20 protein-coding genes are annotated in these 19,727 nt (G+C 68.4%); 14 read left to right on the forward strand and 6 right to left on the reverse strand.

Annotated features, from left to right (window positions below; translation table 11 throughout):
* The first annotated feature begins 267 nt into the window (after nt 1-267).
* On the forward strand, nt 268-1,599 hold the full coding sequence (locus QR77_RS23940) for a tyrosine-type recombinase/integrase (RefSeq protein WP_040024187.1): 1,332 nt from the start codon (nt 268-270) through the stop codon (nt 1,597-1,599).
* A 67-nt stretch (nt 1,600-1,666) separates the two neighbouring features.
* On the opposite strand, the gene QR77_RS23945 is transcribed toward QR77_RS23940, so the two are convergent.
* Nucleotides 1,667-2,242, reverse strand: a complete 576-nt coding sequence (locus tag QR77_RS23945) for a hypothetical protein (protein WP_078877079.1) — start codon at nt 2,240-2,242, stop codon at nt 1,667-1,669.
* A 116-nt stretch (nt 2,243-2,358) separates the two neighbouring features.
* On the opposite strand from QR77_RS23945, the gene hemL reads away from it, so the two are divergent.
* The 7 genes from hemL (at nt 2,359) to ccsB (ending at nt 10,218) form a co-directional block, all read left to right on the forward strand.
* Nucleotides 2,359-3,690, forward strand: a complete 1,332-nt coding sequence (gene hemL, locus QR77_RS23950; RefSeq protein WP_052489015.1) for a glutamate-1-semialdehyde 2,1-aminomutase — start codon at nt 2,359-2,361, stop codon at nt 3,688-3,690.
* Entirely contained in the window at nt 3,687-4,370 is a 684-nt protein-coding gene (locus tag QR77_RS23955) for a histidine phosphatase family protein (protein ID WP_040024190.1), read from the forward strand. The genes hemL and QR77_RS23955 overlap by 4 nt, the downstream gene beginning before the upstream one ends.
* A gap of 195 nt (nt 4,371-4,565) precedes the next feature.
* Nucleotides 4,566-5,810, forward strand: a complete 1,245-nt coding sequence (locus QR77_RS23960; RefSeq protein ID WP_040024191.1) for a lipoprotein — start codon at nt 4,566-4,568, stop codon at nt 5,808-5,810.
* Nucleotides 5,811-5,888: 78 nt separating this feature from the next.
* On the forward strand, nt 5,889-6,509 hold the full coding sequence (locus tag QR77_RS23965) for a TlpA disulfide reductase family protein (protein ID WP_040024192.1): 621 nt from the start codon (nt 5,889-5,891) through the stop codon (nt 6,507-6,509).
* A gap of 31 nt (nt 6,510-6,540) precedes the next feature.
* Nucleotides 6,541-7,278 (forward strand): cytochrome c biogenesis protein CcdA, encoded by a 738-nt coding sequence (locus QR77_RS23970; protein ID WP_040028551.1) that lies wholly within the window; start codon nt 6,541-6,543, stop codon nt 7,276-7,278.
* A gap of 4 nt (nt 7,279-7,282) precedes the next feature.
* On the forward strand, nt 7,283-9,130 hold the full coding sequence (locus tag QR77_RS23975; RefSeq protein WP_078877081.1) for a cytochrome c biogenesis protein ResB: 1,848 nt from the start codon (nt 7,283-7,285) through the stop codon (nt 9,128-9,130).
* Entirely contained in the window at nt 9,127-10,218 is a 1,092-nt protein-coding gene (ccsB, locus tag QR77_RS23980) for a c-type cytochrome biogenesis protein CcsB (protein WP_040024193.1), read from the forward strand. The genes QR77_RS23975 and ccsB overlap by 4 nt, the downstream gene beginning before the upstream one ends.
* A gap of 133 nt (nt 10,219-10,351) precedes the next feature.
* Here the strand turns inward: ccsB and QR77_RS23985 are convergent, their stop codons facing one another.
* The 3 genes from QR77_RS23985 to QR77_RS23995 all read right to left on the reverse strand — a co-directional run bounded on the left by QR77_RS23985 (nt 10,352) and on the right by QR77_RS23995 (nt 12,889).
* Nucleotides 10,352-11,779 (reverse strand): alkaline phosphatase family protein, encoded by a 1,428-nt coding sequence (locus QR77_RS23985; protein ID WP_040024194.1) that lies wholly within the window; start codon nt 11,777-11,779, stop codon nt 10,352-10,354.
* Nucleotides 11,780-11,942: 163 nt separating this feature from the next.
* The gene (locus QR77_RS23990) at nt 11,943-12,422 is read right to left on the reverse strand and encodes a nucleoside deaminase (RefSeq protein ID WP_040024195.1); all 480 of its coding nucleotides are present in this window, start codon (nt 12,420-12,422) and stop codon (nt 11,943-11,945) included.
* Nucleotides 12,423-12,430: 8 nt separating this feature from the next.
* Nucleotides 12,431-12,889 (reverse strand): PLD nuclease N-terminal domain-containing protein, encoded by a 459-nt coding sequence (locus QR77_RS23995; RefSeq protein WP_040024196.1) that lies wholly within the window; start codon nt 12,887-12,889, stop codon nt 12,431-12,433.
* 158 nt (nt 12,890-13,047) lie between these two features.
* On the opposite strand from QR77_RS23995, the gene QR77_RS24000 reads away from it, so the two are divergent.
* The gene (locus QR77_RS24000; RefSeq protein ID WP_040024197.1) at nt 13,048-14,499 is read left to right on the forward strand and encodes a menaquinone biosynthesis decarboxylase; all 1,452 of its coding nucleotides are present in this window, start codon (nt 13,048-13,050) and stop codon (nt 14,497-14,499) included.
* A 112-nt stretch (nt 14,500-14,611) separates the two neighbouring features.
* Complete coding sequence (gene mqnP / locus QR77_RS24005; RefSeq protein ID WP_040024198.1) at nt 14,612-15,532, forward strand: menaquinone biosynthesis prenyltransferase MqnP; 921 nt, start codon at nt 14,612-14,614, stop codon at nt 15,530-15,532.
* Between the two features lie 24 nt (nt 15,533-15,556).
* Here mqnP and QR77_RS24010 read toward each other — a convergent pair whose 3' ends face one another.
* A complete protein-coding gene (locus tag QR77_RS24010; protein WP_052489698.1) occupies nt 15,557-16,114 on the reverse strand; it encodes a rhomboid family intramembrane serine protease in 558 nt (185 codons plus the stop codon).
* 326 nt (nt 16,115-16,440) lie between these two features.
* Between QR77_RS24010 and QR77_RS24015 the strand changes: the two genes are divergently transcribed.
* On the forward strand, nt 16,441-17,070 hold the full coding sequence (locus QR77_RS24015) for a UbiX family flavin prenyltransferase (RefSeq protein ID WP_040028554.1): 630 nt from the start codon (nt 16,441-16,443) through the stop codon (nt 17,068-17,070).
* A 67-nt stretch (nt 17,071-17,137) separates the two neighbouring features.
* Here the strand turns inward: QR77_RS24015 and QR77_RS49835 are convergent, their stop codons facing one another.
* Nucleotides 17,138-17,272 carry a hypothetical protein gene (locus QR77_RS49835; protein ID WP_269084374.1) on the reverse strand — a complete coding sequence of 45 codons (135 nt, stop codon included), beginning with the start codon at nt 17,270-17,272 and terminating at the stop codon, nt 17,138-17,140.
* A gap of 140 nt (nt 17,273-17,412) precedes the next feature.
* Here QR77_RS49835 and QR77_RS24020 point away from each other — a divergent pair, with 140 nt between their 5' ends.
* From QR77_RS24020 to QR77_RS24030, 3 genes are all read left to right on the forward strand, one after another.
* Nucleotides 17,413-17,865: an Lrp/AsnC family transcriptional regulator gene (locus QR77_RS24020; RefSeq protein ID WP_040024199.1), complete on the forward strand. Its 453-nt coding sequence runs from the start codon at nt 17,413-17,415 to the stop codon at nt 17,863-17,865.
* Nucleotides 17,866-17,948: 83 nt separating this feature from the next.
* Nucleotides 17,949-19,142 carry an aminofutalosine synthase MqnE gene (mqnE, locus tag QR77_RS24025; protein WP_052489016.1) on the forward strand — a complete coding sequence of 398 codons (1,194 nt, stop codon included), beginning with the start codon at nt 17,949-17,951 and terminating at the stop codon, nt 19,140-19,142.
* A gap of 11 nt (nt 19,143-19,153) precedes the next feature.
* Nucleotides 19,154-19,684, forward strand: a complete 531-nt coding sequence (locus tag QR77_RS24030; protein WP_040024200.1) for a GNAT family N-acetyltransferase — start codon at nt 19,154-19,156, stop codon at nt 19,682-19,684.
* Nucleotides 19,685-19,727 lie beyond the last annotated feature (43 nt).

Raw genomic sequence — 19,727 nt, forward strand, 5'->3', positions numbered from 1 at the left:
CCCCGTCCGAGCTACAGCTATCCGTCATGGCAACTCGAACTGTGGAAATTGGACCTGCCGGGACCCGGGCCTCTCGCGCCATAGGACACATATGCGCCCTGCGCGGTGCGTCTCAGCGGCAGTTCGCTGAGCGCTGTACAGCAATGAGCCGGCCGCTGACCGGCGTCGCGGTCAGCCGCATCGAACGCGCTCAGTGGCACCGCGAAACCGACGACCCCGTCGCGCGCCCCGCCGCCTGGACCCTCGACCGCGTCCAGGAGTCCCTTCTTGGCTGACGTCTACGACCGCTGGCACAAGTCCCATCCGAAGGCTGGGGAGAGCGGCTGCTCCGAACACCGCAGCCGTACGAGGCCGATGGTGCCGAGTGCGGATCATGGGATCGGCAAGCGCTGGCAAGTCCGGTACCGGGATCTCGACGGGCAGCAGCGCAAGGAGAACTTCGACACCAAGGCGGCGGCCGACAACCGGGCCGCCGAGGCCGACGTCGAGCTGCGGCGCGGCACGTACGTCGTCACGAGTGCGACCAAGGAGACGCTCGCCAGCTACGCGCAGAAGTGGCTGGACGCGAACTCCGCCGGTCCCACGACCGCTCTCCGCTACGAGGCAACGGTCCGCAACCACATCACCGCTCACCTGGGACGGCGCGAACTGCGCTCGCTCAACCAGCCCTCCACCATCCAGGGTTGGATACGCAAGCTTCAAGACGGGGACCTGGGAGCCTCGACGATCGAGGGGATCTTCGACATCCTCTCCAGCATCCTCGGAGCGGCCGTGGACGACGGTCTGCTGCCGAAGAATCCCTGCAAGGCGAGCTCGGTCAAGCTGCCGGCGGTCACCAAGAAGAACGTGGTCCCGTGGTCACTGGACCGGGTCCGCTCTGTGATCGCCGGACTCCCGCACCGCTTTCGGGGCGGCGGCCAACTGGCCTTCGGCTGCGGGCTCCGGCAGGGGGAGGTCTTCGGATTCGCCGACACGGACATCGACTTCAAGACCGGCTGGGTCCATATCAACAGGCAGGTCCGGATAGTGGGCACGACAGCCGTGTTCGCCTTGCCGAAGGGGAACCGAATCCGGTCAGTACCGCTGTCGCCGCACATCGCCGTGGCCCTCAAGGCGCACATGAGGGAATTCCCACCGGTCGAAGTCACGCTGCCGTGGGCGAAGCCCGGCGGCGAACCGACGACGGTCCGCCTCCTTTTCGTGGATGAGAAGGAGCGGGCGTACAACCGCAGTGTCTTCAACCAGGGGGTATGGAAACTCGCCCTGGCCGCCGCCGGCGTCATCCCTCCACGGGAGCGTGGCGCCAAGTACCTGCGAGCGGCGCCCGACGACGGCATGCACGCGCTGCGACACGCGTACGCGTCCGTCCTGCTGGACGCGGGAGAGAGCATCAAGGCGCTGTCGGTGTACCTGGGGCACTCCGACCCGGGATTCACCCTGAGGACGTACACACACCTGCTGCCGACGAGTGAGACCCGTACCCGCGACGCGATCGACGCGGCTTTCGCCGGCGGAAGCGGCGGCGCGGGAGCCGGCGGACAGGGCACAGCCGGGACCGGATCCCCGGCCATGTGCCCTCAATGTGCCCTGGCGGCCTGACAGCCGTTCACGGACGGGTCTCGAACGGCAGGTGAAGCAAGCCGTCCGGGACCCATGAAACCCCAGGTCAGGGCCACACCAAGCAGTACGGCTGGTGCCCCGCCTCGTGCAGTCGGTGGCTGAAGTCCTGCCATTCGTGCAGCAGTTGGTAGACGTTGTACGCGTCGCGCGGGCCGCCCCTGTCCGGGACCGTCGACCAGATGAAGGCCGCCGCGCCCACCGACTCCTCGCCGATGCCGCGCAGCGGGTCGACCACCGTCATGGGGAGTTTGACCACCGCGTAGTCGGGGTGCAGGACGACCAGTTCCAGGGGTGGGACCTTGTGCAGCGGGAGGCCCTGTATGCCCGTGAGGACCATCGCCGCTATGGTTTCCGGCTTGATCTTGGAGAACATGCCACCCATGCCGAGCTCATCGCCGCCCAGCTCCTCCGGGCGCATCGAAATGGGGACGCGTGCCGCCGTCGCCCCGTCGGGCGCGCCGAAGTATTTGTAGGTCACCCCCATCCGGCCACTGCCCCTGCTTCCGGGATTCTCCGGAGGTTGTTCCCGCGCCTCTCGCTCACCTCGACGGTGCTTTCCACGTCGGGCAGGCTCGGGACCGAGGTCGTCGGTCCCCTCGCCCAGTCCGCCACCGCGATGCATATCTCCACCCGACCACTCGCAGCCCCGGCCGCGCAACCCGATCATCGTGACAGTGACCTCCCCATCGAGCGTGCTGTGAAACACCTGCCCGCAAGAACATCCGAGCCTCTGACACCATGGATTCCGTGAGCTTCCCAAATACCGCCCCAGTTTCGCAGACGCTTTTCGACCGCGCGGCCCTCGTGACGCCCGGAGGTGTGAACTCTCCCGTCCGCGCCTTCCGCGCTGTGGGCGGTACGCCCCGGTTCATGGTGTCCGGTAACGGTCCATACCTCATCGATGCGGACGGTCGCGAATATGTCGACCTCGTATGTTCCTGGGGGCCGATGATTCTCGGGCATTCCCACCCCGAGGTCATCGCCGCGGTCCAGGCCGCCGTCGGGCGGGGTACGTCCTTCGGTACGCCGGGGGAGGGCGAGGTCGCGCTCGCCGAGGAGATCGTGGCCCGGGTCGCGCCCGTCGAGCAGGTACGGCTCGTGTCCTCGGGCACCGAGGCGACCATGTCGGCGATCCGGCTGGCCCGCGGATTCACCGGGCGCGCCAAGATCGTGAAGTTCGCCGGCTGCTACCACGGCCATGTCGACGCCCTGCTCGCCGCGGCCGGTTCGGGGGTCGCGACCCTCGGGCTGCCGGACACCCCCGGGGTCACCGGGGCGCAGGCCGCCGACACCATTGTTCTGCCGTACAACGATCTGGACGCCGTACGCGCCGCCTTCGCCGCTCAGCCGGGGGAGATCGCGTGCGTGATCACCGAGGCGTCGCCGGGGAACATGGGCGTCGTGCCGCCGGGCGAGGGGTTCAACGCCGGGCTCAAGGAGATCTGCGCCGCCGACGGTGCGCTGTACATCTCCGACGAGGTCATGACGGGGTTCCGTACGTCGAAGGCCGGCTGGTACGGCATCGACGGCGTCGCGCCCGACCTGATGACGTTCGGCAAGGTCATGGGGGGCGGCTTCCCGGCCGCAGCGTTCGGCGGGCGCGCCGACATCATGGGGCGTCTCGCCCCCGTGGGCCCGGTCTACCAGGCCGGTACGCTCTCCGGGAACCCGGTCGCGACGGCCGCCGGGCTCGCGCAGTTGCGGCTGCTCGACGCAGCCGCGTACGCCAAGGTCGACGCGGTCTCCGAGGAGATCCAGGGGCTGGTGACGGCGGCGCTCAGCAAGGAAGGCGTCGCGCACCGCGTGCAGTCGGCGAGCAACATGTTCTCCGTCTTCTTCACGGCCGACGAGGTCCGTGACTACGAAGGCGCCAAGAAGCAGGAGTCCTTCCGCTTCACGCCCTTCTTCCACTCCATGCTCGCCGACGGTGTCTACCTGCCGCCGTCGTCCTTCGAGTCCTGGTTCGTCTCCACAGCCCATGACGAGCGCGCGGTCGAGCGGATCGCCGCCGCACTGCCGGCCGCCGCCCGCGCCGCAGCAGAAGCCACCCAGCCGGAGAACGCCGCATGACCAACGCAAGCGAGATCACCGTCGTCCACCTCATGCGCCACGGTGAGGTGCACAACCCCGAGGGCCTGCTGTACGGGCGCCGCCCCGGCTTCCACCTCTCGGAACTCGGCCTGGAGATGGCCGACCGCGTCGCCGAGAAACTGGCGGACCGCGACATCACCCATGTCGTCGCCTCCCCGCTGGAGCGCGCCCAGGAGACCGCGACGCCCATCGCGAAGTCCCACGGTGTGACGCTCGACACCGATGTCCGGCTGATCGAGGCGATGAACGTCTTCGAGGGCAAGACCTTCGGAGTCGGGGACGGCGCGCTGCGCCAGCCCGCCAACTGGAAGTACCTGACGAACCCCTTCCGGCCCTCGTGGGGCGAGCCGTACGTCGATCAGGTGGTACGGATGATGGGCGCCCTCACCAAGGCCCGCGACGCCGCACGCGGGCACGAGGCGGTCTGCGTCAGCCATCAGCTCCCCATCTGGATCGTCCGGAGCTTCCTGGAACGCCGCAGGCTGTGGCACGACCCGCGCCGGCGGCAGTGCACGCTCGCCTCGCTGACCAGCGTCACCTATCAGGGGGACAGGATCGTGTCCGTGGGCTACTCGGAGCCGGCGCGCGACCTCGTACCCGTCCATCTCCTCACCGGGGCGAAGCCGGTCAAGGGCGGAACCAAGGCGTTCGGGGCGTAGTCGACCTCGCCGGGCCCGCCCCGGGGGCCTTCTCAGCCGTGTTTCCCCAGGTGGGACGGCTTTTTTTGGGCTGACCGAATAAAAGTACGACAACCCGGGAACCTTCCGTGTTCGATTTTGCATCTCACGCCCTGCGACTCCGGATCTCTTCCGGGTCAGTGCACGCACGAGTCGAAAAGCGCGGATGGGAATGGCATGCAAGACATCAGTCGACGGAGTCTGCTCGGAGCCGGGGTCGGGGCCGTGGCCGCGATGGGAATCGCGGGCTGCGGGCCCCTCGGCAGCGGCGGGAACGGCTCCTCCTCGCGCGGCGCGGCGAGCGTCGGAGGCAAGGGGGGCGCGTCACCCTCGCCCAGCAACGTCCGGCTGATCGGCGACGGTTCGACCTCCGACACCGGGAAGCAGCCGCACCAGCCGCCGAAGCCCGTACCGCTCCAACCGGGCGAGACCCCGCCGCAGTTCGTCGTCTTCTCCTGGGACGGGGCCGGTGAGGTCGGCAACGGACTGTTTCCGCGTTTCCTCAAACTCGCCAAGGAACACGACGCGGCGATGACCTTCTTCCTCTCCGGTCTCTATCTGCTGCCGGAATCGAAGAAAACGCTCTACAAGCCGCCCAACAACGCCATCGGCGCTTCCGACATCGGATATCTGACCGACGCTCACATCAAGGCGACCCTGGCGAATGTCCGGCAGGCATGGCTGGACGGCCATGAGATAGGCACGCATTTCAACGGCCATTTCTGCTCCGGCCACGGCACGGTGGAAAACTGGACATCGGACCAGTGGGCCAGCGAGATAGACCAGGCGGTCTCCTTCGTCACCGAGTGGCGTACGAACAGCGGCTGGACCGATCTCGATCCGCTGCCCTTCGATTACCGCAAGGAATTGGTCGGCTCACGCACCCCGTGCCTGCTCGGCCAGAAGAACCTGATACCGACCGCCGCGAAACTGGGCTGGCGCTACGATGCCAGCTCGCCCGGCGGCCTCCAGCAGTGGCCGGACAAGCTCCAGGGCGTGTGGGACTTCCCGCTCCAGTCGATACCGTTCCCCGGTCACAGCTTCCAAGTTCTGTCGATGGACTACAACATGCTCGCCAACCAGTCGAAGAATTCGACCAACGGCATGACGTCGCGCTATCCGGAATGGCGCAAGCAGGCGGCCGCCGCGTATCTCGCCGGTTTCGAGCGGGCTCACACGACCAATCGCGCGCCGTTCTTCATAGGCAACCACTTCGAGGAGTGGAACGGCGGTCTTTACATGGACGCCGTCGAGGAAGCGCTGAAGCGGATAGCGGGCGAGAAGGACGTACGGCTGGTGTCTTTCCGTCAGTTCGCCGACTGGCTGGACGTCCAGGATCCCGCCGTACTCGCCAAGCTCCGTACGCTCCAGGTGGGTCAGGCTCCGGAGGGCGGCTGGAACACCTTCTTTAAGGCCGCCTGACATCGGGCTTTTACGGGTCCTTACGGTCACGGAGGGGGGTGTGCAAGATCCCCGAAAGGCACATGCGAAACTTTTCACATGAACTTTGGCAGCGCCCTCCGACGCCGCTCCCGCCGCCCGCTGCGCGTCGTCCTGCCGGCCGTCGTCGTCGCGGCGGGGCTCGCGCTCACGGCGTGCGGCTCGGGCGGGAAGTCCAGCGGCGGGGGTAACACCCTTTTCGTGACCAGCACAGCGGGCATAGACACGGTCCCCAAGGCCGACCGCCGGCCGGTCAACGACATCTCGGGCAAGACGCTCGACGGCAAGAACCTGACGGTGGCCTCCCTCAAGGGGAAGGTCGTCGTGCTGAACGTCTGGGGATCGTGGTGCCCGCCCTGCCGCGAGGAGGCGCCGTACTTCGCCAAGGTCGCCAAGGACACCAGGGCGAAGGGCGTCGCGTTCGTCGGGATAAACACCCGGGACGCCAACAAGGACCTCGCGGTCGCGTTCGAGAAGAACTACGGCATCGACTACCCGAGCCTGTACGACCCGGCGGGCAACGTCATCCTCAACGGCTTCCCCAAGGGCAGCCTCAACCCGCAGGCCATCCCCTCCACGATCGTCCTCGACCGGAGCGGGAAGATCGCGGCCCGCTCGCTGATGGCGATCGACGAAGCGAAGCTGCGCAAGATGATCACTCCCCTGATCGCGGAGAAGTGATCTTGTGCAGGCTCTCGCCCAGGCTTCCGGGATGTACGGGACGGTTCACGACGGTGCGCTGCTGATCGCGCTGCCCGTCGCGCTGCTCGGCGGGCTCGTCTCGTTCTTCTCGCCGTGCGTCCTGCCCCTCGTACCCGGTTACCTCTCGTATGTGACCGGCGTGACCGGTACGGATCTGGCGGAGGCCAAACGCGGCAGGATGGCCGTCGGCGCGACGCTCTTCGTGCTCGGCTTCACCGTCGTCTTCGTCTCCGGCGGCGCGCTGTTCGGATTCTTCGGTCAGACACTCCAGGACTACCGGGGCGTCCTCTCCAAGGTGCTCGGCGGGCTGATGGTGCTGATGGGGGTGTTCTTCATGGGCATGATGCCCTGGCTCACCCAGCGCGAATTCCGCTTCCACAAACGCCCGGTGACCGGTCTGGCCGGAGCGCCGCTGCTCGGCGCGCTGTTCGGGATCGGCTGGACGCCGTGTCTCGGCCCGACCATCTCGGCAGTCCAGGGCCTGGCGTTCGAACAGGCCAGCGCGGGGCGCGGGGCGATACTGACCGTCGCGTACTGCCTCGGACTCGGTGTGCCGTTCGTGCTCGCCGCCGTGGCGTTCCGCAAGGCGCTCGGCGCTTTCGGCTGGGTCAAGCGCCACTACATGTGGGTGATGCGGATCGGCGGCGGGATGATGATCGTGACCGGTCTGCTGCTGCTGACAGGTGCGTGGGACAGCATCATCCAGCAGACGCAGTCCTGGTCCAACGGCTTCTCGGTGGGGATCTAGTTCCATGAGCAAGACAGAGACCAACAGTACGGCGGGGGCCGACGGTACGACGGGAGCGGACAGTACGACGGGAGCGGACGGTACGAGCCCACTCGGCGCGGACGAGGCGGCAACAGGCGAGGCCACCGGAGCCGAGGCTGCCGCGGCCGAGGCGCGCGCCGAAACGGCGGAAGCACAGGCCGAGGCGCGCGACACCCGCGAACTCGGCGACGCCACCTCCCAGCTCTCCACCGCGCCCCGCGAGGAGTCCGTCATCGGCGGGCCCACCCTCTCGGTCGTCGGCTGGGCGCGCTGGTTCTGGCGGCAGCTCACCTCCATGCGTATCGCGCTGATCCTGCTGTTCCTGCTCTCCCTCGCGGCCATCCCCGGCTCGCTGATCCCGCAGACCAGCTCCGACGAGCTGAAGGTGCAGACCTTCCGGGACAAGCACACGGTGGTCTCGCCGTTCTACGACAAGCTCCAGCTCTTCCACGTCTACAGCTCGGTGTGGTTCTCCGCGATCTACATCCTGCTGTTCATCTCCCTCATCGGCTGCATCATCCCGCGCACCTGGCAGTTCGTCGGCCAGCTCCGCGGCAGGCCGCCGGTCGCCCCCAAGCGGCTGACCCGGCTGCCCGCGTACACCACCTGGCGTACGAACACCGAGCCGGAGGCCGCCCGCGAGGCCGCCGTGGCGATGCTCAGGAAGCGCCGCTTCCGCGTCCAGGCCACCGGCGACGCCGTGGCCGCCGAGAAGGGCTATCTGCGCGAGACCGGGAACCTCGTGTTCCACATCGCGCTGATCGTGATGCTGGTGTCCTTCGCCTGGGGGCAGCTCTTCAACTCCAACGGCGGCAAGCTGGTCGTCGAGGGCGACGGCTTCGCCAACACCCTCACGCAGTACGACGACTTCAAGTCGGGCTCGCTGTTCGACGTCAACAACCTCGCGCCGTTCAGCTTCCACCTGGACAGCTTCTCCGCGTCGTACGAGACGAGCGGCCCCGAGGTCGGCTCCGCCCGTGCCTTCACCGCCCATGTCACGTACACAGCGAAGCCCGGCGACAAGCCGCGCCGCACGGTCATCGAGCTGAACAAGCCGCTGGTCGTCGACGGCAGCAAGGTCTATCTGATCTCACACGGCTACGCGCCCTCCGTCACCATCAAGGACGGGCGCGGCAAGACCGTCTTCCACGGCGCGACCCCGCTGCTGCCCATCGACAGCAACCTCTCCTCCACCGGCGCGATCAAGGTGATGGACGGCTACCGGGACAAGAACGGCAAGAAGGAGCAGCTCGGCATCGCCGCCTTCTTCGTACCCACCTACGGCCAGAAGACCGGGCAGATGTTCTCGCAGTTCCCCGGGCTCGGCTTCCCCGTGCTCAACGTGGGGCCGTTCCACGGAAGTCTGGGCGTCGACTCGGGGCTGCCGCAGAACGTGTACCAGCTCGACACCAGCAAGATGACCCAGTTCAAGGACTCCAAGGGAAAGCAGCTCAAGAAGACGCTGCTGCCGGGCGAGACCCTGAAACTTCCCGGCGGCGCCGGGTCGATCACGATGGACAAGGACATCAAGCAGTGGGCGAGCTTCCAGATCTCCCACCAGCCCGGCTCGCTCTCCGCCCTGTTCGGGGCCTGCGCCGCCATCATCGGCCTGGCAGGCTCGCTCTTCATCCAGCGGCGCCGGATCTGGGTCCGGGCCACGCGCGGTACCGACGGCATCACCGTCATCGAGATGGCCGGACTCGGCAGAAGCGAGTCGGCCAAGCTTCCGGAGGAACTCGGCGATCTGGCCGTCACCCTCAACTCAGAGGCGCCCACGGCGCCTGAACCCGATCCGCATCCTGCCGAGACCGTTGAAGGGGCTGAGAAGTGAATCTCGCCGCCGCTGCGACCAATGAGAGCCTGGCGCACACCAGCAATGTGCTGATCTATTCATCGATGGCCGTCTACATGCTGGCCTTTTTCGCCCATACGGCCGAGTGGCTGTTCGGCAGCAGAAGCAAGGTCGCCCGCACGGCGGCGGCACTGACCGGCGACGCCAAGGGAGTCTCCACGGCGAACCCGGTCAAGGTACGGGTCGCGAAGGGCGGCTCCACGGCCGTCCTGGACCGGCCGCAGATCATCACCCGCTCCGCCTCCGGCTCCCGGGACCTGCCCGACGGCCCCGGTGCGCACGGCGGCGACGAACAGGGCGACCTGTACGGCAGGGTGGCCGTCTCCCTCACCGTCCTCGCCTTCGCCATAGAGGCGTCCGGCGTCCTCGCCCGCGCGCTGTCGGTGAAGCGCGCGCCCTGGGCGAACATGTACGAGTTCAGCATCACCTTCTCCGCCGTGGCCGTCGCGGTCTATCTCGTGATGCTCGTGCTGAAGAAGAACATCCGCTGGATCGGACTGCCGCTCGTCGCCACGGTCCTGCTCGCGCTCGGCCTCGCGGTCACCGTCCTGTACACGGCCAGTGACCAGCTCGTTCCCGCGCTGCACTCGTACTGGCTGTGGATCCATGTGTCCACAGCGATCCTCTGCGGCGCGGTGTTCTACGTCGGGGCCGTGGCGACGCTGCTCTATCTCTTCCGCGACCGGTACGAGTCCAAGCTGGCCGCCGGTCTGAAGCCGGGCGCCTTCGCCACCTCCGTCATGGAGCGGCTGCCCGCGTCGGCCACGCTCGACAAGTTCGCCTACCGCATCAACGCGGCCGTCTTCCCGCTCTGGACGTTCACGATCATCGCGGGCGCGATCTGGGCGGGCGACGCGTGGGGCAAGTACTGGGAGTGGGACCCGAAGGAGACCTGGTCCTTCATCACCTGGGTCGCGTACGCCTGCTACCTGCACGCACGCGCCACCGCCGGCTGGAAGGGCCGCAAGGCCGCCTACCTGGCGCTGATCGCCTTCGGCTGCTGGCTCTTCAACTACTACGGCGTCAACATCTTCGTCACCGGCAAGCACTCGTACGCCGGCGTCTGAGCCGTACGCGGCAGACCCAGCGGACGCAGCAGACACAAACAGCACCGCCCGTCGAGGGCGGTGCTGTTGTGCGTCGCGGGTGCGGGTGCGTCACCTACGGCGTACGTACGTACGTACGTACGGCCCGAGCGCGTCAGCGGCGCGGCCGCCCGCCCTGCTCCTGCGTCGGCGGCTTCTGGCCGGTGGTCGGCAGCGTGGGCTTGGGAAGCGTCGCCACCTCCTCCTTGGCCTGCTCCAACTGCTCGGCCGTGTCGTCCGGAAGCGCCGGCGGATTCGTGGCGGCCTGCTGGAAGCCGAAGGCGGAGGTCAGGTCGCCGAAGGTACGGCGGCGCCACTGGGTGATGTTCGGCTCCTCCACCCCGGTGAACCGCTCCAGGAACTGGAGCACCGACGTGTGGTCGAACGCCTCACCGGCCGCCCAGCCACCCACCGTCCAGGGTGAGATGACGATGCACGGCACCCGGAAGCCGCCGCCGATGGGCAGCCCCTGGACGAACTCGTCGACCGTCCCCGCCTTCGGCGTGGGCGGCGGCACATGGTCGAACAGTCCGTCGTTCTCGTCGTAGTTGAGGATGAAGGCGGTCTTGCGCCACACCTTCGGGTTGGACGCGATGGCCTCGATCTTGGAAGCGACGAAGTCCGCCCCCGCCGCGGGCAGATAGTCGGGGTGCTCCGACTGGGCCGCCGTCGGCAGGATCCAGGAGACGGCAGGCAGCCGGTCGTTACGGGCGTCGTCCTCGAAGGTGCCCTCGGGCTGCGCCACCATGGCGCGCTCGTACAGCGGGTCGCCGGGCTTGGCGTCCTGGAACTGCTGGAACTCCGACAGCATGTTCGTGCCGTAGTTGTCGGTCTGCTGGTACACCTTCCAGTCGACCCCCGCCGCCTGGAGCCGCTCGGCGTACGTTGTCCACCGGTACGGTTTCGGCGCCGAGTTGGACATGACGGGACCGCCCTTGGTGCCGGACGGGTCGATGCTCGCTGTCATCCAGTACAGCCGGTTCGGCCAGGTCGGGCCCATGACCGAGCAGAAGTAGTTGTCGCAGATGGTGAACGCCTCGGCCAGCGCGAACTGGAAGGGGATGTCCGCCCGGGTGTGGTAGCCCATGACGTACGGGCCGTTGGCCCCGTCGGCCGCGCGGTGCGCCGGCAGCCACTTGTCCATCTTCCCGTTGTTCCACGCCTGGTGCTGTACGGCCCACGCGTGGCTGGTGGAGGGGATCGCCTGGGCGCTGGTGCTGTGGGTGTCGAGGCGGAACGGCAGCATGTACCCCTCGGGGTTGACCGCGTCCGGCTGGTAGAAGACCGACTTGCCGGTGGAGAGTCGCAGGGCGTTGGGATCGGCGAAGCCGCGTACGCCCTTCAGGGTGCCGAAGTAGTGGTCGAACGAACGGTTCTCCTGCATCAGCAGGACAACGTGCTCGATGTCGTCCAGCGAGCCCTGCCGGGGCGGCCCGGCGGCCACCGCCTTCTGCACGCTGGGCGGGAGCAGGCTGAGAGCCGCGGCGCCACCGAGGGCGCCGGCTGTCGAACCGAGGAGTCTGCGGCGGGTCATTTCGGGCATGGGGGAACCCACTTCCGGTGAGTCGCATGGGGTGTGGCCGACCGCACACGACTCTCGCCGGGCGAAGGCGACGAGGAGCAGGCACATTGCGTGAACGCTGCATCAAGCGATCGCAAAGGCGTCAACCGGTGGCAAAGCCCCCCACCGGTCCGGGTGGTGACGGTCAGTCGTCCTCAGCGGCGCCGATGTCCTCGTACCACAGCTCGGGGCGGTCCTCGATGAAAGCCCCCATGAGCGCGGCGCATCCGGGGTCGTCGAGCAGCACGATCTCCACGCCGTGCTCGGCCAGCCAGTCGTGCCCGCCGTGGAAGGTCCGCGCCTCGCCGATCACCACCCGCGAGATCCCGAACTGCCTGACGAGACCCGAGCAGTACCAGCACGGCGAGAGCGTCGTCACCATGGTCGTGCCACGGTACGAGCGCTGCCGGCCGGCCGCGCGGAACGCCGCCGTCTCGGCGTGCAGCGACGGATCGCCGTCCTGGACGCGGCGGTTGTGGCCACGGCCGAGCAGCGTCCCGTCGGCGCCGTACAGCGCCGCTCCGATCGGGATGCCACCCTCGGCGAGCCCGGCGCGCGCCTCGGCGACCGCTGTCACCAGCCACTCCCGTGCCCGCGCCCGCTCCGGCTCGTCGTATCGACGCATCGCGGCGGTCAGGGCTTCGGGGGCGTGTCGTCGGCGCCGCCGCTGTTGCCGCCACCGCCACCGCCACCGCCACCGCTGCCGCTGCCGTCCCGCTCGCGGCGCTCTATCTCCTCCTCGCGCCGTCGCAGGTCCGCCTCCCACTGCTCCAGATGTGATGCCGCTTCGGCGTCGTCCAGCGGCGCGGCGGCCGGGGCCCCGGCGGCGGCCCTGCCCCGGTCGTCCTTCAGGGAGTTGAGGAACTCGGGGTTGTCATCGGGGGCGACCCACCCGCCACCCGCTCCGGCCGGGGTCCGGTCCCTGCCCACGATCATCCAGGAGATGGAGCCGACCAGCGGGAAGAGCAGGACGAGAATCGCCCAGAGCGGCTTGGGGAGGTAACGGATCTCTTTCTCATCGGTGGTGACGCAGTCGATGAACGCGTAGATGCTCAGGCCCAGCGGTACCAGAATCATCAGCACCCGAAGCATGGCGGTCCCCCTGCACATGGAGAGCGCGGCCGGATCACGACCACGGTGAGGGTCCAGCCTAGCGACTGAGCGCTCCACGTCCTGAGTTATCCACAGAGGCCGCGGTTGTCGGCGGTGTGCCATCGAGCCGGACCGGCGGGGATGACACACTGGAGCGCATGGCTTACGACGATCTTCGCTCGCTGCTCAGGGCATTGGAGCGCGAGGGTGACCTCAAGCGCGTCAAGGCGGAGGTCGATCCGTATCTGGAGGTCGGGGAGATCGTCGACCGGGTGAACAAGGCCGGCGGCCCCGCGCTGCTGTTCGAGAACGTCAAGGGGTCGGCGATGCCCCTGGCCATGAACGTGTACGGGACGGACCGCCGGCTGCTGAAGGCGCTCGGGCTGACGTCGTACGCGGACATCAGCGACAAGATCGGCGGACTGCTCAAGCCGGAGCTGCCGCACGGCTTCGTCGGCGTACGCGAGGCCTTCGGCAAGCTCGGCACGATGGTCCACGTACCGCCCAAGAAGGTGAAGGACGCCCCTGTCCAGGAGGTCGTCCTCACCGGCGACGACGTGGACCTGGACCAGTTGCCCGCGCTCTTCACCTGGCCGGAGGACGGCGGGTCATTCTTCAACCTGGGTCTCACCCACACGAAGGACCCGGAGAGCGGCGTACGCAATCTCGGCCTCTACCGCCTCCAGCGCCACGACCGGCGCACCATCGGGATGCACTGGCAGATCCACAAGGACAGCCGCAACCACTACCAGGTGGCCGCCAGGCGTGGTGAACGGCTGCCGGTCGCCATCGCGTTCGGCTGTCCGCCCGCCGTGACGTACGCCTCCACGGCGCCGCTGCCCGGTGACATCGACGAGTACCTCTTCGCCGGCTTCGTCCAGGGCAAGCGGATCGAGATGGTCGACTGCAAAACCGTTCCGCTCCAGGTGCCGGCCAACGCCGAAGTGGTCATCGAGGGCTGGCTGGAGCCGGGCAAGACGCTGCCGGAGGGTCCTTTCGGGGACCACACCGGCTTCTACACCCCCCAGGAGCCGTTCCCCGCGCTCACCATCGACTGCGTGACCATGCGGCGCCGGCCGCTGCTCCAGTCGATCGTGGTCGGCAGGCCGCCGACGGAGGACGGGCCGCTGGGACGGGCGACCGAACGCTTCTTCCTGCCGCTGCTCAAGATCATCGTGCCGGACATCGTGGACTACCACCTGCCCGAGTCGGGCGGCTTCCACAACTGCGCGATCGTCTCGATCGACAAGAAGTACCCGAAGCACGCCCAGAAGGTGATGCACGCCGTCTGGGGCGCGCACATGATGTCGCTGACCAAGCTCATCGTGGTCGTCGACTCGGACTGTGATGTCCACGACCTGCACGAGGTGGCCTGGCGCGCGCTCGGCAACACCGACTACGCGCGCGACCTCACCGTGGTCGAGGGCCCGGTCGACCACCTCGACCACGCGTCCTACCAGCAGTTCTGGGGCGGGAAGGCGGGGATCGACGCGACCCGGAAGCTCCCCGAGGAGGGGTATACGCGGGACGGCGGCTGGCCGCATATGGTCGAGTCGGACCCGGAAACCTCCGATCGGGTGACAAAGCGCTGGAAGGAGTACGGGCTGTGAACGACGCGACGACCACGGAGACGGCCACCGAGGTGACCATCGAGGCCACTGAGGGGACGGGCGGCGGCAGCGGCCGAACCGCTCTCCTCCTGGGCGAGGACGGTCCGGTCCTGTGACCAGTGCCGCCGAAGGATTCGTCGGCCCGGGTCCCGCCCAGCCGAACAGCAAGGTGCGGGCCTTCCTGCGGCTCGTGATGATCGAGCACTCGGTCTTCGCGCTGCCCTTCGCCTACACCGCCGCGCTGACCGCCATGCTCCAGTTGGACAGCGACATCCACTGGGGCCGGCTGCTGCTGGTCACCATCGCCATGGTGGGTCTCCGTACGTTCGCGATGGCCTGCAACCGCATCATCGACCGCGAGATCGACGCCCGTAACCCGCGCACGGCGGGCCGCGAACTGGTGACGGGCGCGGTGTCCGTCCGCTCCGCCTGGGTCGGCGCCGGCATCGCCGTCGTCTTCTTCCTGGGCGCCGCGGCGCTGTTGAACCCGCTGTGTCTGGCCCTCGCGCCCGTCGCCGTCGTGCCGATGGTCGTCTACCCGTACGGGAAGCGGTTCACGAACTTCCCGCACGCCATCCTCGGCATCGCCCAGGCCATCGGCCCGATCGGCGCCTGGCTCGCGGTCACCGGGCACTGGTCCTGGAACGCGGTCATCCTCGGCCTCGCCGTCGGGATCTGGATCGGCGGCTTCGACTTGATATTCGGCTGCCAGGACGTCCAGGCGGACCGGGTCCAGGGCGTGAAGTCCGTACCGGCCCGCTTCGGTATCCCGGCCGCGCTGTACGGGGCGCGCGCCTCCGCCGTCGTGACCACGGGCCTGCTGGTCTGGTACGCGCTGGCCACCGGCGCCGGGGCGTTCTTCTGGGTGGGGCTGGTGATCGTCGCCGGGGCCTTCATCTACGAGCACACGATCGTGAAGCCGCACGACCTGTCGCGTCTGAACAAGGCGTTCTTCCAGGTGAACGGCTTCATCGGCATCGCGCTGTTCGTGTGCGCGCTGCTGGACCTGCTGGTGCGCGGCCTCAGCGTATGAGCCGGCCTCGGCGGATGGGCCGGCTCAGCGTATGAGTCCGGCGGCCGGGCCGCCCACCACCGCCGGTCGCCGCTTGCGGAACAGGAAGGCGGCGGCCACGCCGCCGATGAGGCCGAAGAGGTGGCCCTGCCAACTGATGGACGGGTCACCCGGCAGCACGCCCCACAGCACCGAGCCGTAGACCGCAAGCACCACCAGGCCGACCACGATGTCGAGCCCGCTGCGGTTGACGAAGCCGCGCACCAGCAGATAGCCGAGCAGCCCGAAGATCACGCCCGAGGCTCCGACCGTGTTCGAGTGGTCGGGAGCGGTCAGCCAGACGCCGAGCCCGCCGATGATCATGATGGTGACGACCACCGCCGCGAACCGGCGCAGCCCGCTCAGCGCCGCGATGAACCCGAGGACCAGCAGCGGCACGGTGTTGGAGATCAGGTGCGCGAAGCCGTGGTGCAGGAAGGCCATCGGGATGACATCGCGCAGCTCGCCGAAGTTGCGCGGGCTCAGTCCGTACGTGTCGAGGGAGCCGCCCGTCGCGGAATCCACCACTTCGAGCACCCAGAGCAGCGCCACCCACAGGACCATCACCGCGCCGGCGCCTTTCACGCGGTCCGACCGGCTCGGTGAGGTGGTGGTGGGCGTACTGATTCCTGGATACGACATCGGGGCCCCTCGCAGTCCATGGAGTCCGAAGGTCCGTGGCGTCCGGAGGAGCGCCACGACTGGTTTTCCGCTACGGGAACGTCCGGGGCACCGTCATCGGTTCCTGCCGTCGGCCGCCGGATAGGCTCGGATGTGTGAAGCCCGCACAGTACGCAGACCGACACAGCCCGCGACACCCGGGCCACGAGCCGGCGAACGAGCCGGAGCGCGAGCCGGAGCGTGAGCAGCGGCGGCCCTGGGTCGTCGGGGTGTCGGGCGCTTCGGGGACCCCGTACGCGGCCGCCGTGCTGCGCGGTCTGCTGGACGCGGGCGAGAGCGTGGACCTGGTCATCAGCAGGGCGTCACGGCTGACGCTGCTCGACGAGACGGGTATCTCGTACCGGGACGCGCACTGGCGGGACGACCTCGGCACCTGGCTGGCCAGGGGGGCCGACGGCAAGCCGGACACCTTCGCGCCGGACCTGGCGGGCGTACGCCACTGGGCCGCCGGAGACCTGGCCGCCGGGCCGTCCTCCGGGTCGTACCCCGTCAAGGGGATGCTGATCGTGCCGGCGTCCACGGCCTGTGTGGCGGGCGTGGCGCTCGGTCTGTCGAAGGACCTGTTGCAGCGCGCGGCGAGCGTGACGCTCAAGGAGCGGCGGAAGCTGGTGGTCGCCGTGCGCGAGACGCCGCTGAGCGGCCAGACCCTCAGGCATCTGGTGGCGCTGGACGACGCGGGCGCCGTGGTGCTGCCCGCGTCTCCGGCGTTCTACGCGGGCGCGACGCACATCCAGGACCTGGTGGACTTCGTCGCGGGGCGGGCCCTCGACGCGGCGGGTGTGCCGCACAAGCTGTACCGCCGCTGGGAAGGGGAGCTGGGGGGCTCTCGTGGGGACTGAGCGGAATGCGCGGGGGCGCCCGCCGCGTGCGGTGAGCGCGGTACGGGCGCCGGTGCGAATCCGCTGGTCAGCGCCGCTTGTCGCGGCGGGGCGCGCGGGACTTGGCGGTGCGCGGCGCGGCGGGGACCTTGTGCGAGCGCGAGCGGTCGGCCAACTCCTGCAACGAGCGCATATGGGCGTAAGCCATTTCGATCGTGTACACGGGGAAACCCACTCCTGAAGTTTGAGAGTTCGAAGGACCGTCGTTGATTCTTTGACCGATTCGCAGGGTGTCGGCCCTGCATGCCTTAGATTCTACACTCAATCTTGCGAGATCGCTGAACAATGGAAGGCTCAAGGCATATGGACGCCGTGGACAGGCAGCTCATCCAGGCCCTCAGGGAGAACGGCAGGGCCTCCTACGCCGAGCTGGGCCGGCTCGTCGGGCTCTCCGGACCCAGCGTCACCGACCGCATCAACCGGCTCGAGGCGGCGGGTGTCATCACCGGCTACCGTGCCACGGTCGACGCGGCCTCGCTCGGTCTGGGCGTCACCGCGCTGATCGGGATCTCCCTCTCCGACGCCGCCGACCACGAGGACGTGGCCCGCCGGATGCGCGACCTCGGGGAGATCGAGGACTGCTGGTTCATCGCCGGCGACGACTCGTACATGCTCAAGGTGCGGGCGGACAACGTGGACGGCCTGGAGAAGACGATCGGCCGCCTCAGTAAGACGAAGGGCGTCTCCCGGACGCGCACCACCATCGTTCTCTCCACGAAGTGGGAGAACAGAGTCGGCGAACTTCCCGAGGAGTGAAGGCCGGCAGTCCCGAGGGGCGAGGCCAGCGTCGGACTTGTCCGACCGAGGGCGTACGCTCGACAGGCCCGATTGGTAGACGTATGGGAGGCGGCGGGATGACTGCATCTGTTCAAGATGTGGGCTTCAAGCGCGAGCTGGAGGACAAGGTCCGCGCCGGAGAGCGGCTGAGCCGCGAGGACGGCGTCGCTCTGTACGAGACGGACGACCTGGCCTGGCTGGGCGGCCTCGCCCACGAGGTGCGGACGCGGAAGAACGGCGATGTCGTCCACTTCAACGTCAATCGCCACCTCAACATGACGAACGTGTGCACCGCGTCCTGCGCGTACTGCTCGTTCCAGCGCAAGCCGGGCGAGAAGGACGCGTACACGATGCGCATCGAGGAGGCCGTCCGGCTCGCCAAGGCGATGCAGGGCGAGAACCTCACCGAGCTGCACATCGTCAACGGCCTGCACCCGACGCTGCCGTGGCGCTACTACCCGCGCTCGCTCAGCGCGCTCAAGGAAGCCCTCCCCGAGGTCTCCCTCAAGGCGTTCACCGCCACCGAGATCCACCACTTCGAGACCATCTCGGGGCTCAGCGCCTCCGAGATCCTCGATGAGCTGATCGACGCGGGCCTCGAATCGCTGACCGGCGGTGGCGCCGAGATCTTCGACTGGGAGATCAGGCAGCACATCGTCGACCACAACACCCACTGGGAAGACTGGTCGCGCATCCACCGCCTGGCGCACGAGAAGGGGCTCAAGACCCCGGCCACCATGCTGTACGGGCACATCGAGGAGCCCAGGCACCGCGTCGACCACGTCCTGCGCCTGCGCGAACTCCAGGACGAGACCAACGGCTTCCAGGTCTTCATCCCGCTGCGCTACCAGCACGACTTCGTGGACATGAAGGACGGCAAGATCCGCAACGTCCTCCAGGCGCGCACGACGATGGCGACCGGCGCCGAGTCGCTGAAGACCTTCGCGGTCTCCCGGCTGCTCTTCGACAACGTGCCGCACGTCAAGGTCTTCTGGGTGATGCACGGCGTGCAGACCTCGCAGCTCGCGCTCCAGCACGGCGCCGACGACATGGACGGCTCGGTCGTCGAGTACAAGATCACCCACGACGCCGACAACTACGGCACGCCCAGCAAGCTCGGCCGTGAGGATCTGCTCGACCTCATCCGCGACGCCGGGTTCCGCCCGGTCGAGCGCAACACCCGCTACGACATCATCCGCGAGTACCCGGGGCCGGACGCCGACCGCCGCGAGTCCCCGCAGCCCATGCGGGTCTGAGGGGCCGTGGCGTGGGACTCATATTCGAACTCGACCCCCGGGCCGACCGCTCCCTGAGCGACGCCGTCGTGGCGCTGTGGACCGAGGTCTCCAACGCCGACGGCGCTGTCGGCTTCGTACCGCCGGTGACCGCGGACGACGTCAGGCCCGAGTGGCTCAAGCACCTCAGCGCCATGAGCGAGGGCCGCGCCCGGCTGCTCGTGGGGTACGACGAGGAGGGCGCCGTCGCGGCGACGGCGTTCCTCACGTACAACACCCACCGCCTGATGCGGCACTGGATCTGGCTCTACACGGTGATGGTCCACCCGCGCCACCAGGGCAAGGGGTACGGCCGCGACCTGATGACGGCCGCCGCCGACGCCGCACGCGGATTCGACGGCATCCAGGCCATACGGCTGACCTGCCGCGGCGGTACGGGCGTGGAGAGGTTCTACGCCTCGTGCGGCTACAAGGAGGTCGGGCGGGTGCCCGACGCGATCAGGGTCGCCCCCGGTGACGACCGCGACGACATCATCATGCTGCTCCCGCTGCAACAGGCGTGAGCGGCCGTCCGGGACCTGAAGACGTGAAGACAGGAAGAGCAGG

It is taken from the genome of Streptomyces sp. 150FB, assembly GCF_000818195.1.
Classification (GTDB): Bacteria; Actinomycetota; Actinomycetes; order Streptomycetales; family Streptomycetaceae; genus Streptomyces.